The following is a 12159-nucleotide window of genomic DNA, read 5'->3' on the forward strand; positions in this document are numbered from 1 at the left end:
CTAGTCTCCAATCTCTTAAACAACCCAATGACAAATGATATAGACCAACTTCCTCAACGTGGCAATCGTTTTTCCAGAGCGGTTGCGGCGTTTTTATTTAAGATCACCGGCTGGCAGGTGGCGGGTTCGCTGCCTAATTTGCCTAAGATGATTGTAATTGGCGCACCGCACACCACCAATTGGGATTTTCCTCTGGCAATGAACCTTATTTTTTATTTGGGCATTCGCATTAACTGGATGGCCAAAGCAGAATTTTTCGTGAAACCATTTTCCTATCTGTGGGGTTGGTTAGGGGGTGTGCCTGTGGATCGAAGTGCTGCCAACGGCACGGTGGGGCAAACGATTGACGCGATTCAGCGGCGTGCAAAAATTATTTTGGCCATTGCGCCCGAGGGGACGCGCAGCAAGGTCAACCGCTGGCGCACGGGCTTTTACCACATTGCTCACGGTGCTGAGATTCCCATTGTGCCAGTTTTGGTGGATTACGGCCGTAAAATCCTCACCATCACCGAACCATTCATGCCTACCGGAGATGTGGAAGCCGATTTGCCGCTGCTGCAGGCCCGGTACAAAGGTATTCAGGGCAAAAACCAAACCCATTTCTAGATATCGGTGCCGTAATCTCTGTACCCCTCTGGTAAAAAAGTTGAGCATGCAGGTAAGCAAACATTCATCAAAAGTAGACCCACTCAACGCCCCACAGCTTGGGAAAGCTATTCCTCGCTGGGGCAATCGTTTCATGCGCTGGCTGGGGCGTACTATTTTGCGGCTAGTTGACTGGCGCTTCGAGGGGCAAGTGCCAAATTTGCCCAAGATGGTACTCATTGGCGCACCGCACACCTCCAACTGGGATTTTCCGTTGGCGATGGTGGCTTTGTTTGCTTTGCAGGCGCGGGTGTATTGGCTGGGCAAGCACACGTTTGTCAACAGCCCACTAAAGCCGCTGCTGTTGTGGATGGGGGGCATGGGGGTGGATCGTCGGGCGGCGCACGGGGTGGTGACACAAACGGCCGTTCAGTTCCAAAAGCACGAGCAATTTTTACTGGGACTTTCCCCCGAAGGTACGCGCAAATTGGTGTCTCACTGGAAGATGGGCTTCTTCTACATTGCCAAAGAAGCCAACGTGCCAATTATTCCGGTGTCGCTAGATTACGGCCGTAAAACCATTGGCATTGGTGATCCGATTTGGCCGGAAGTGGGGGAGACGGCCGTTCTCGATCAGCTAAAAACGTTTTACGATGGTGTACAGGCCAAGTACCCAGACCAGTTTTCCTTGGAAACCATACGGCCTCGCCTAAATGACCGTCCGCAAACAAATAATCGGAGTGGTGCGGACGGCTTGAAATAAGCCGCCTGCCAAAAATGCCTGAGAGACGGGTGAAAATCGTCCGAATCAATTTCGATATTGCCAGTTCGTGATACAATGCCCTGTTTTCATTTAAATTAAAGAACTCATGTTACGCAGTCCAAGACTACAAAAGTCTTACTCAGTCTGGCAAGTACCTGAAATGCGCCCAAGACTTTTGTAGTCTCCTAGACGAAGTGCGTAACATCAGTTAAAGAAATTTGCTGCCGGAACGGCCGTTTGCTGTTCCGGTCTTTTTGTAAACCATGAAGGAGAACCTAGTGAAACAACAAACCAAAAACGCCCCAAATTGGCGTACTCTGCTGCTGGCGGCCTTGCTGCTTGGCTTGCTGGTAGCTGCCTGTGGCCCCGCCACGCCACAACCCAACGATGGTGAAACCAGCGATGCCGTTAACGTTGAAAGTGGCTCTCGCGTCACTGCTTCTGGGTTGGAATATGTGGAAGTGGAAGCTGGCACCGGCGTGCAGGCACAGCCTGGTGACCAGGTAACCGTACATTACACCGGCACACTGGAAGATGGCACCGAATTCGACAGCTCGATTGGTAGCGACCCTTTTAGCTTTGTTTTGGGGCAAGGCCGCGTGATTCCAGGCTGGGATGAAGGTATCGCCCTAATGCGCGCAGGGGGCAAAGCCCAGCTCATTATTCCGCCAGATTTGGCCTACGGTCCCAACGATTACGGCCCAATTCCAGGTGGTTCTACCCTTTACTTTGATGTGGAGCTGGTGTCTGTGGCCCCCGTGCCAACCCCTGTGCCGCCGCCAACGGCCGTACCACCCACCAGCGTTGATCCTGATGACTACATTGTTACTGACAGTGGCCTACAATATTACTTTTTGGCAGAAGGAGATGGCGAGACCCCAGAAGATGGTGAGGTCGTCACCGTCCATTTTGTTGGCTGGCTTGAAGATGGCACCCTGTTAGGCGATTCTCGCGTTACTGGGCCGATTGAATTTACCGTTGGCACTGAGGAAATTTTGCCCGGCTGGGATGAAGCCGTGTTGTTGATGCAGGTTGGGGACAATGTGCAAATTGTTTTGCCACCTGAGCTTGGCCTGGGAGAAGAAGGATCTGCCGATGGCTTCATTCCGCCCAACGCCATCCTCATTTTTGAGATAGAACTACTTAGTATCTCGCCGCCACCTCCACCGCCAATCTCGGTAGATGAAGCGGATTATACCGTTACCGACAGCGGCCTAAAGCTGTTTGTGATCACCCCAGGTACGGGGGAAGAGATTGCAGTGGGAGATACCGTCACGCTACATTACAAGATGTGGGATGAAGAAGGCATACAACTACAATCTTCCTATGATTTTGGTCAGCCCATTCCTCTGGTTGTTGGGTTAGAGCAAGCTGGGCCTGGCTGGGACGAGGCACTGTTGCTATTGGACAATCTGAGTATAGCGCAATTTGTGCTAACGCCGGAACTGGCCTTTGGTGACCAGGCTGCCAACGCACCCGACGAGGGCAATCTGACTGTCGAGGTTGAGATTTTGGGTCTGGAAAAGGCAGAAACGGAGGAATAATCTTGAAAACAGAGAGCGGTTTACAATACATCGAAACAGAAGCGGGCACGGGTAAAATGCCCAAGCGTGGGCAGCAAGTCTCTGTGCATTACAAAGGCCAGTTAGAAAATGGCAAAGAGTTCGACAACTCCTTCAAGCGAGGCGAGCCAATTGAGTTCATGCTGGGCATGGGGCAAGTAATTCCCGGCTGGGATGAGGGCATCAGCCTGATGAAAGTTGGTGGCAAAGCCACCTTGATTATCCCGCCAGACTTGGGTTACGGTTCACGCGGCGCAGGCGGGGTGATTCCCCCAAATGCCGTCCTCATCTTTGATGTTGAGCTAGTAGATGTGAATTAAAAACGTAGCCACAGAGTACACAGAGAAAAAAGAGAGTCTCTCTAAAACCCCTGTGTTCTTTGTGGCTTCGAGCTTCTTTTTGTAGTTTGCCTTACGGGGCAAAAATCTCGACGGTGGGGATGGTGTAAACGGCTACTTCGGCTTCGCTCAACACGGCCGTTTCCCCACCAAACCCTTCACTAAAAATCCCAATTTTTCGCATAGACAATAAGTGGCTACCTTGCCACAGCAGTTCCCGATTGAGCCATATCGTGAGCTCTTCGCCACGCATGTCAATCCAAATTTCGTTGGGTGCGTTGTTGGGCTGTACGTGCGGCCACGGCTGCCAGGGCAGCACCACCTCGCCTGCCTGCTGCACCAACACATACCCCAGCGGCGATACCGCCACGATGAAGCTACCCTCCCTGCTGCCTAGCGCCAGCCCGATGCCGCTGTCTGGGTTGCCATTTTGCAAAACGGCCGTTCCCCGTACCGAAAAATCCCCATCAGGTAATGGTGCATCTAGCCATTGAATGGTTTGCCCCGGCTGGCTCACCGTGAACGTGCTGGCAGGCAGGGTGGTTTTTAGCTCGCCCACTGGCTTGGGGTCGAACACGCCTGCCGTGATGAGGATGATGAGGAAAGCGGCCGTTGCCAGCAAATAAGCCATTGCGCCGCGTAGGGGTTGTTTCATGGGGGAAGTTTAGTGAAGGGGTGACAAGGTGACAAGGTGACTGCGTTCTGCGAACGCTGGGTGACTTGCAAACTTGCCTACTTGCAAACTTGCCTACTAAACTAGCAGCATGAATAAAGAAATTATTTTCACACAAGAAAATGGCGTTGCTACGCTGCGGGTGAATCGGCCTGCGGCGCGAAATGCGCTGAACTGGACAGCACAGGAGCAGTTTGCCGCAGCGGTGGAGAAAATTGGGGCAGAGGCGGAAGCGTCCGCAGGCGTTCGCGCCCTCATCATCACAGGCACAGGCGACAAAGCGTTTGTCTCTGGTGGGGATTTGAAGGAACTGAGCCAGCATCCGGAGCCAGAGGCCGGGGCGCAGCTAAACCGGGTGATGGGCGCAGCCTTAACTCAGCTTACCCAGCTCCCCATTCCCGTCATTGCTGCTGTGAATGGCGATGCGTTTGGTGGTGGCTGCGAAATCTTGACTGCTTGCGACCTGCGCTTGGCGGCCAGCCACGCCCGCTTTTGCTTTGCCCAAGTGCGGAATGCACTTTGCACTGGCTGGGGCGGCACGGGACGGTTGGTCAATTTGCTGGGGCAGGCGCGTGCGCTTGATTTGCTACTTACCTCCCGCGTTTTTGACGCGCAGGAGGCACAACAGTTGGGGCTAGTGCAGCAGGTGGTGGCAGATGAGGTGGGGTTGGAAACGGCCGTAACTCAACTAGCCCACACCCTCATCAAACTCCCCCAACATGCCCTCGCTGCCACCAAGCAGCTCATCCACGCTGCCAACCGGGCAACGCCAACGGCGGTTAACGAGCTTGAAACAAACCTCTTTGTCAATCTCTGGGCCGAACCGGATCATCTGGAAGCCCTCACCGCCTTCCGTGAAAAGCGCAAGCCAATTTTTGGTAGAAAATAGTCTTTATGAATAAGGTAAAATGATCCAACCCCAAAAAGGTAAAGGAATTATTATGGCGATGTATCGGGTAAGATCCAAAGAAAATAAGATGCAGCTTTTTTTATCCACCAAGTTTGGGGATCATTATCGGGAACAAGACCTAGAAAACTGGTTAGAGCAAAATCCGACCATCATAACCAACGGTCAGCCTCTGCTGATCATTAGCCGTCAGCCAGCCACACCTTTTAGCGGCGTGCCTGACCTGATTGGCTTGGATGAGGATGGCAATACGGTGGTGGTAGAGCTTAAGCGGGGTAGGCCGCCGCGTGACGTGCTAGCTCAAGCGTTGGAATATGCTTCCTGGTTGGCTGGCCTGTCTAGCGACGAGATTGAGCGGCTGGCCAACAGTTATTTACAGTCGCGCACATTGGCTGAAGCATGACATGAGACTTTTGCTAGTGATAGAGGGGAATGATGACCGGATTACGGCCGTTGTTCGCTATCTGCGTACTCTAGGTGTAGATATGAACCTGATTGAGTATCGTTACTATCGTATTCAATCTGGAGAAGAAATGTTGGACTTTGAGCTAACTGTCGGACCAGAGCAGGATACGCCAACGACTCGCCAAGTGAGCGGTTCGACCAAATACACTGAGGAAAAAGTGTACACGCAATGGTTGATGCCAATGCAGCAGCTTTATTTTCGCTTCAAAAAAAGGCTTTTAGACGCTGATGAAACATTGCAAATCTCGCCGCAGAAATCGGCCGTTAGCTTTTACAAGCAAACGCGGGATGCGCGAGTCTATCTGTGCTCTTTGAATGCTCACAAGGATCAATTAAACATCAGCTTTCGCACCGATTCACTGGAGCCACATATGGATGTGGAAACGGCCGTTGCCAACATCACCCAGCAAGCGCCAGACTGGATGGTGACAAACAGGGGAATTGTTTAGTATACGATACGGTTTGCAGGGTCTGAAACGACCGTTGATGAAGCAGCCCATCTCATCATCAATCATCTGCTTCATGGTTTGTAGGAGCCAACTATGTATGGTACATGGCACTACTTGGCACTGTTTTTCATGGATGTGGCAGGTGCCTTTGTTGTATAAAGGTGGCAAATCAACCAAAGGAGCATAACAGATGGGTAGTTTTGCTACAGAAACAACGATTGATGCGCCAGTAACGGCCGTATGGCAAGCCTTGAGCAATATCGGGGAGATTCACCAATGGAATCCGGGCGTGTGCGCCTCGCACACCACTTCGGAGCAAACGGAGGGCGTGGGAGCCACGCGCTTTTGTGACCTCGGCGGGAAAAATTATCTGGATGAAGCCGTAGTGCTTTGGCAACCAAATGAAAAGCTCACCATGCGGATCACCGGAACCAATCTCCCCTTTGCCGAAGGAGATATTCGCTTTACGCTTTGGCCAGAGGGCGACCAAACCGTCGTCACCGTGTCGCCTCTGTACAAACTGAAGTTTGGGGTGTTGGGAGAACTGCTGGATCGCGTCTACGTGCGGAACAATTACCGCCAGGGGATGGATGCGTTGCTGGCTGGCCTGAAAAAGTTTGTAGAAACGGCCGAATAAAAAGTTGGCTCAACTATAAAATATGAGCGAATTGGCAAGTATGTGACAGTCACTTCAAAAGTGACTGTCACATTGATGCACACTTTTTACCCATGAGCCAAAGAGTTTGGCAGCTCACCCCGTGCCTGGCACTTTGGGGTAAAATAAGGGCATGTATGATCACATTGCCCGCTTCTACGATTTGACCCACGCCAATCTAACAGACGACATTCCGCTCATTTTAAAGCTGGCGGCGCAGGCCGGTGGCTCGGTGCTGGAGCTGGGCTGTGGCAGCGGGCGGCTGCTGCTGCCGCTGGTGCAGGCGGGGCATACCGTCACCGGGCTGGATCTGTCTGGCGCGATGCTGGCGCGGGCACGGGCGAAATTGGGGCGGGTGGATACGGTCGTTCAGCAGCGCATCACCCTCCACCAAGCCGACATGACAACGTTCGAGTTGCCCCATGATTCCCAATTTGGTCTGGCCATTGTGCCGTACAATACGCTGTTTCATCTGGAGACGGCACAGGTGTTGGCGATGCTGCGGCGGGTGAGGGAGGTGTTGGAGGAGAACGGCCGTCTTTTCATAGACCTTGCCAATCCCGTAGATATTGCCAACACGCCAGAGGATGCCTTGCTCAGTTTGGAAAACGTCCTAACCGACCCCGAAACAGGCGATCTGATTGTGCATCTGGCCAGCAACCAACTGGACACTGTTGCCCAAACTCTGCACATCACCTGGATTTACGACGTGTCTGCCCCCAATGGCGGCCCTGTGCAGCGCATGGTGGCCACGGGCGCATACCATTACCGCTACCCGCACCAGCTAGAGCTGCTGCTGCAAGAGGCTGGCTTTAAGCTGCTGCACCTCTGGGGCGAGTACGACCAATCTTCCTACACTGAAACCAGCAATCGCCTGCTTGTCCTTGCGGCAAAAAATAAGGCTCATGGGTAAAAGTGTGCATCAATGTGACAGTCACTTCTGAAGTGACTGTCACATGCTTGCCAATTTACACACATTTCATAGATGCGCCAAAAATAAAGTTACAAATCGCGCAGATTACGCAGATTAGGGAACAAATCTCCAAAAACTCTGTGACCTCTGTGGCAAAAAATTAAGGAGAAACAAGATGGAATTTCGACGACTAGGGCGCACGGGCCTGAAAGTGTCCACCATTTGCTTGGGGACGATGCAGTTTGGCTGGTCGGCTGATGAAGCCACTAGCTACGGCATTATGAGCCGGGCAGTGGAGTTAGGCTGCAACTTCTTTGACACCGCCGACATTTACTCCCGCTGGGTAGAGGGCAATGACGGCGGCGTGAGCGAGCAAATCATTGGCAACTGGCTCAGGGCCAGCGATGTGCGCCGTGACAGCCTGGTGTTGGCGACCAAAGTGCGCGGCCAAATGGGGGATGGCCCCAACGATCAGGGTCTGTCCCGGGTTCACATCATGCAGTCGGTAGAAAACAGCTTGCGCCGCCTGCAAACGGACTTCATTGACCTGTACCAGGTGCATTGGCCAGACGAAGAGACGCCATTGGAGGAAACGCTCTCTGCCCTGACCGATCTGGTGCGGGCGGGCAAGGTGCGCTACATTGGCTGCTCCAATTATCCGGCGTGGCTGTTGGCTAAATCGCTGTGGGTGAGCGACGTAAAGAATCTGGCGCGTTTTGACAGCTTGCAGCCGCACTACAGCCTCGTCCACCGGGCTGAGTTTGAGCGGGAGCTGCAGCCGCTTTGTCTGGATCAGGGTGTGGGGGTGATACCATACAGTCCGCTGGCGGCGGGCTTCCTCACGGGCAAGTACCGCCGCGATTCGCCATTGCCAGAGTCGGCGCGGGCAGACGGGGTGCGGAATCGGTATATGAACGAGCAGGGGTTTACGGCCGTTGACACTCTGGAAGCCATCGGCAAAGCGCACAACGCCACCGTTGCCCAAACCGCCATCGCCTGGGTGCTGGCCAATCCGGCCGTCAGTTCGGCCATCATCGGCGCCAACTCCATTGCCCAGCTAGAAGATACGATGCAGGGAGCGGCCGTTTCGCTAACGGCGGAGCAAAAAGCCGAACTCGATGAGACAACCGCATGGAAATAGATAAATTGGACACGGATGACACAGATTTAAAAGATTAGCGTAAATCTGTGTTCATCAGTGTAAATCAGTGTCCCATTCAATGAAAAGTATCCAGCAAAATATTGATCAACTTGTGCAAGATTGGCTGGCTGGCCGTGAGACAGCGGGGTTGGCTCTGGGGCTTTTCCGTGAGGGAGAGACAATTTTCAGCCAGGGGTATGGCTTTGCCAACTTGGAACACCAAATTCCGGTAACCCCAGACACACCATTTGCCATTGCCTCTGTTACCAAACTGTTTACGGCAACGGCGGTTTTCCAACTAATTGAGCAGGATAAACTGTCACTCTCCGACCCCATTGGCGGTTATTTGCCAGCGTTGCCGCAGGCTTGGCAGCCCATTCAAATTCACCATATTTTGGCGCATCAGTCCGGCATTAAAAGCTACACCGAGGTGCCGGAATATTGGGAAACGACCCGCCTAGACATCTCCCGTGAGCAAATTTTGGCACTGGTGGCCGATTTGCCGCTTCAGTTTGCGCCCGGCGAGCGGCAGGCTTACGATAACACGGGCTACTACCTGCTGGGGTTGCTGATTGAGGCAGTTAGCGGGCAAAGCTACGGAGACTTTTTGAAGCAGCACATATTTTCGCCGCTGGGCATGAGCCAAACGCAGGTTAATGATCCCTATGCAATTGTTCCAGGGCGGGCGGCTGGTTACTCGGTTGAAGCAGGGAGGCTACGAAATGCTGAATTTTACAGTGCCAGCAACACCTTCTCTGCGGGCGTGTTGCTTTCCACAGTGAACGACTTGGGTCGCTTTGCGGCCTTGCTACACACAGACCAACTGCTCTCAGCCAGCAGCCGCCGGCAGATGTGGACGCCGCATCTTTCTCAGGCACAGAATGAGTTGAAGAATCATTTTTCATTGGGCTATGGATGGTTTTTGGTAGAGCCGCCGGGGAAACGGCCGTTCATCGGACACAACGGCAGCATGATGGGGTTTGCCAGTTCGTTTACCCATTTTGTGGCTGAGAGGGTAACGGCCGTTGCCCTTTACAACGTGGATACCGTCTCAGAACCACACGCCCTGGCTCACCAGGCGGCAGAAATTTACCTGTCGCGGAATAAAAGTTAGAACAGCTTGGCTTGCTGTGGCAATTCTTCTTCCCCTGGGCCACGCCATTGGTAGGCTCTTAGGTCAATTTTGTCTTTGACAAAGGGAATCCCTTCGTTTTCTAATAGTTGACGCTGCATTTCGGCACCGGGTCGCTGGCTGATTTTGCCCTGCGAATTGATAACCCGCTGCCAGGGAACATCGGCAGGGCATGCCGACATTGCGCTGCCCACCCAGCGCGCGCCGAACGTGTGATATTCGTCTGGATCAACATTTGCCGGGCAAGGTATGAGCTGCGCTAATTGGCCATATGTAGCAACCCGGCCGCGTGGAATCTGGCGCGTGAGTTGCCAAACTTGCTCATAATAAATTGCTGGATTTGGTGGAGTAAGATTGTTCATAGTTGCTCTCTCTAAAATAAAAAGAAACGGCCGTTCTCAGCTAACCTGGGTAGATTTTCTCCACACGAAGCGAATAATTGCCAGTATGCTACCCAAAAATAAGCCAGCAATACCGGCGACGAAGCTGAAAACGTAATATGACCAGGTGCAAGGCTGGGGTTCGCTAAATTCCCAAAGGGTCCCCTGTTCAGTTAGAGCATAAACATTGATTGGCGGGGGACACCATTCGCCAGCTAGCTGGATAGCCCGGCAGTCAATAATGTTTCCAGCCGTTGTGGCAATGTTGGCTTCGTCACGAGCCTCACAAGCAGTATCAAGTGTCCGCTCTGCCTCCTCAATCTCCGCCCATTCTTTGCTTCCTGTATCTTGATTGTTACCGTATTTGTAGATGTTCCCCGAAGCCGTTTGCACAATTGGATTTGCTTCATACCAATCTGGCCTTTCTATGCCGATGATAGTTGCAGGTTTTTCTGGCGAGTTGGGGAGTTGGGTGAGGGATGTCTCTGTAAGCAGATAAAACCCTCCCCAGAAGAACAGGAAACAGCCAATAGCGAAAGCAAGCGTGCATCCCAAGATGATTTTAGGCGTTGTCACGTTTTTGAGTTTTTTCATGATTTTTCACCCGTCCTGGGGAAGTTAAGGGCATGGCTGCGGTAGAAGAGCAACGAGCGTAGTTAGGTTTGGTGCTTCAATGCCAGTTCTGAGGCCAAAAAATGGTTGGTTGTCAATGGTGATGCAAGCCTGTACGGTATAGGTTGTGCCAGTTGGGATGTTGTTGAGCGTGTAGACCCCATTTTCATCACTGTAAGTTGAAGCGATTAGTAGCCCACTTGTTTCATCAATGAGCGTGACTTGGGCTCTTTCGATTGGCAGCAGGGAGTCTTCCAGGATTTGGGTTATACCCGCAACTGTTTCGGAACCATTTGGCGTGGACGTAGAGACGGGTGTCATGGCTGGCTCTGTAACGGTTATTTCAAATGGAGCGGAAAGATTGTTGGTTTTATCAGCTTCGCTTACATGGTTCAGCGAATCAACCAGGGCGGTCACTTGATGGTCGCCCAAGAAGTTTGCCAGCCCGATGGTGGAGGTGATGGTAAGGGTGGTTGTGCTGCCGCCACCTAGGCCAGAAACGGCCGTATACGAATCCACAAAATGCACAGGCGTGGGATCAAACAGCAAGTCCACAAAAAAGAGCGTTTCAACGGGCAAATCACCCGTGTTGGTGATTGGTACCTCAAAGGTGAGTGGCTGGTACACAACAACGGGCGGCGTACTAATTAACTGAGGTTGCCCCACAATAAGATCAGCAGGTTGCGGCGTCGGGGTGATGCCGCAAGGAATGTAAATTTGCTCTTCGACAGTGATATTTGTGCTTCCTGAGATGGCGCTGACAGTGTAAATGCCCTCGCTTAGACCCATAAACGTCCAATTCATGTTGAAGGAGCCAGAATGTTGGTTCGCTTGAAAGACGATCTGGGGGCTACCCTCCCAGGATAGGACCAAGATCTCATCTGTTGGGAAGTTGCCACCCTGCAAATTGAACTCAATATCTGGCCCTGGGAAACAGTCTGGCACGGCTACAATGTACGGTTCAACGGGTGTGCTTGTGGGTGTTGCAGTTGGTGTTGGCACACCAGTTACAATGATTGTGTCGTTGTTCTCTAGATTTGCCAGGTCTACAGCTAATAAGATGTCCCCTATGTTCGAACTTTCGAGCACAGGCGAAATTGAAATGGCGGCAAAGCCATCGCAAGCATGACCTTCAACAGGTCCCTCCAAAATGCCACTTCCCAGAACCGTCTCACCGTCTGAGAGATTGATGATGGTGACTTCTGTTCCTACGTCCCCGGTAACCTGAACCTCGCTATCTCCAGCGAAAACCGATCCTTCAAATTGGATGTCACATCTAGGCAAAGGGGTGTATGTACTTGTAGCAGTCGAAGTAGATGAGGCGGTTATTGTGGGGTGAATTGTTGGGGAGGCTGTGGTGGTTGGGGTAGCTGTGCTATCCGTTTGATTGTAGACGATCGGTAAGAACAGGCTGGCCTCGGTTTCTCCAGTTGTATCTGCTTGAAGAAACAAAGGCATGATAGCGAGCAACCCCAACAAAATGAGAATGATGATGAGTACGGCCGTTTTTCCAATTCGCGTGTTTTGCAGTAACATTATGCCCCCTAGACTGGTTGAAAAGTGACACTATTTTACCATATGGAG

The 12159-nt window shown here is 52.3% G+C and carries 15 protein-coding genes; 11 read left to right on the forward strand and 4 right to left on the reverse strand.

Annotated features, from left to right (window positions below; genetic code table 11):
* The first annotated feature begins 27 nt into the window (after positions 1–27).
* The 4 genes from ACOQPM_RS01510 to ACOQPM_RS01525 all read left to right on the forward strand — a co-directional run bounded on the left by ACOQPM_RS01510 (position 28) and on the right by ACOQPM_RS01525 (position 3230).
* Complete coding sequence (locus ACOQPM_RS01510; RefSeq protein WP_420627456.1) at positions 28–606, forward strand: lysophospholipid acyltransferase family protein; 579 nt, start codon at positions 28–30, stop codon at positions 604–606.
* Between the two features lie 46 nt (positions 607–652).
* Positions 653–1348, forward strand: coding sequence for a lysophospholipid acyltransferase family protein (locus tag ACOQPM_RS01515; protein WP_420627457.1), 696 nt, complete (start codon positions 653–655; stop codon positions 1346–1348).
* Positions 1349–1626: 278 nt separating this feature from the next.
* Entirely contained in the window at positions 1627–2892 is a 1266-nt protein-coding gene (locus tag ACOQPM_RS01520) for an FKBP-type peptidyl-prolyl cis-trans isomerase (protein WP_420627458.1), read from the forward strand.
* A 2-nt stretch (positions 2893–2894) separates the two neighbouring features.
* Positions 2895–3230 carry an FKBP-type peptidyl-prolyl cis-trans isomerase gene (locus ACOQPM_RS01525; RefSeq protein WP_420627459.1) on the forward strand — a complete coding sequence of 112 codons (336 nt, stop codon included), beginning with the start codon at positions 2895–2897 and terminating at the stop codon, positions 3228–3230.
* A gap of 91 nt (positions 3231–3321) precedes the next feature.
* Here ACOQPM_RS01525 and ACOQPM_RS01530 read toward each other — a convergent pair whose 3' ends face one another.
* A complete protein-coding gene (locus ACOQPM_RS01530) occupies positions 3322–3903 on the reverse strand; it encodes a hypothetical protein (RefSeq protein ID WP_420627460.1) in 582 nt (193 codons plus the stop codon).
* A 109-nt stretch (positions 3904–4012) separates the two neighbouring features.
* Between ACOQPM_RS01530 and ACOQPM_RS01535 the strand changes: the two genes are divergently transcribed.
* The 7 genes from ACOQPM_RS01535 to ACOQPM_RS01565 all read left to right on the forward strand — a co-directional run bounded on the left by ACOQPM_RS01535 (position 4013) and on the right by ACOQPM_RS01565 (position 9565).
* A complete protein-coding gene (locus ACOQPM_RS01535) occupies positions 4013–4810 on the forward strand; it encodes an enoyl-CoA hydratase/isomerase family protein (protein WP_420627461.1) in 798 nt (265 codons plus the stop codon).
* A gap of 88 nt (positions 4811–4898) precedes the next feature.
* Positions 4899–5231 (forward strand): endonuclease NucS domain-containing protein, encoded by a 333-nt coding sequence (locus tag ACOQPM_RS01540; RefSeq protein ID WP_420627462.1) that lies wholly within the window; start codon positions 4899–4901, stop codon positions 5229–5231.
* Position 5232: 1 nt separating this feature from the next.
* On the forward strand, positions 5233–5742 hold the full coding sequence (locus ACOQPM_RS01545; RefSeq protein WP_420627463.1) for a hypothetical protein: 510 nt from the start codon (positions 5233–5235) through the stop codon (positions 5740–5742).
* A gap of 190 nt (positions 5743–5932) precedes the next feature.
* Positions 5933–6379 carry an SRPBCC family protein gene (locus ACOQPM_RS01550; protein WP_420627464.1) on the forward strand — a complete coding sequence of 149 codons (447 nt, stop codon included), beginning with the start codon at positions 5933–5935 and terminating at the stop codon, positions 6377–6379.
* Positions 6380–6530: 151 nt separating this feature from the next.
* On the forward strand, positions 6531–7310 hold the full coding sequence (locus ACOQPM_RS01555) for a class I SAM-dependent methyltransferase (protein WP_420627465.1): 780 nt from the start codon (positions 6531–6533) through the stop codon (positions 7308–7310).
* Between the two features lie 175 nt (positions 7311–7485).
* Complete coding sequence (locus ACOQPM_RS01560) at positions 7486–8451, forward strand: aldo/keto reductase (protein ID WP_420627466.1); 966 nt, start codon at positions 7486–7488, stop codon at positions 8449–8451.
* Positions 8452–8530: 79 nt separating this feature from the next.
* Entirely contained in the window at positions 8531–9565 is a 1035-nt protein-coding gene (locus ACOQPM_RS01565) for a serine hydrolase domain-containing protein (RefSeq protein ID WP_420627467.1), read from the forward strand.
* On the opposite strand, the gene ACOQPM_RS01570 is transcribed toward ACOQPM_RS01565, so the two are convergent.
* From ACOQPM_RS01570 to ACOQPM_RS01580, 3 genes are read right to left on the reverse strand one after another with little or no spacing between them, the layout of a single operon-like run.
* On the reverse strand, positions 9562–9945 hold the full coding sequence (locus ACOQPM_RS01570; RefSeq protein WP_420627468.1) for an MGMT family protein: 384 nt from the start codon (positions 9943–9945) through the stop codon (positions 9562–9564). The genes ACOQPM_RS01565 and ACOQPM_RS01570 overlap by 4 nt on opposite strands.
* A gap of 36 nt (positions 9946–9981) precedes the next feature.
* Positions 9982–10557 (reverse strand): hypothetical protein, encoded by a 576-nt coding sequence (locus ACOQPM_RS01575; protein WP_420627469.1) that lies wholly within the window; start codon positions 10555–10557, stop codon positions 9982–9984.
* 24 nt (positions 10558–10581) lie between these two features.
* The gene (locus tag ACOQPM_RS01580; RefSeq protein WP_420627470.1) at positions 10582–12111 is read right to left on the reverse strand and encodes a carboxypeptidase-like regulatory domain-containing protein; all 1530 of its coding nucleotides are present in this window, start codon (positions 12109–12111) and stop codon (positions 10582–10584) included.
* Between the last annotated feature and the right edge of the window lie 48 nt (positions 12112–12159).

This window comes from Candidatus Leptofilum sp. (genome assembly GCF_965223525.1).
Lineage (GTDB): Bacteria > Chloroflexota > Anaerolineae > Promineifilales > Promineifilaceae > Leptofilum.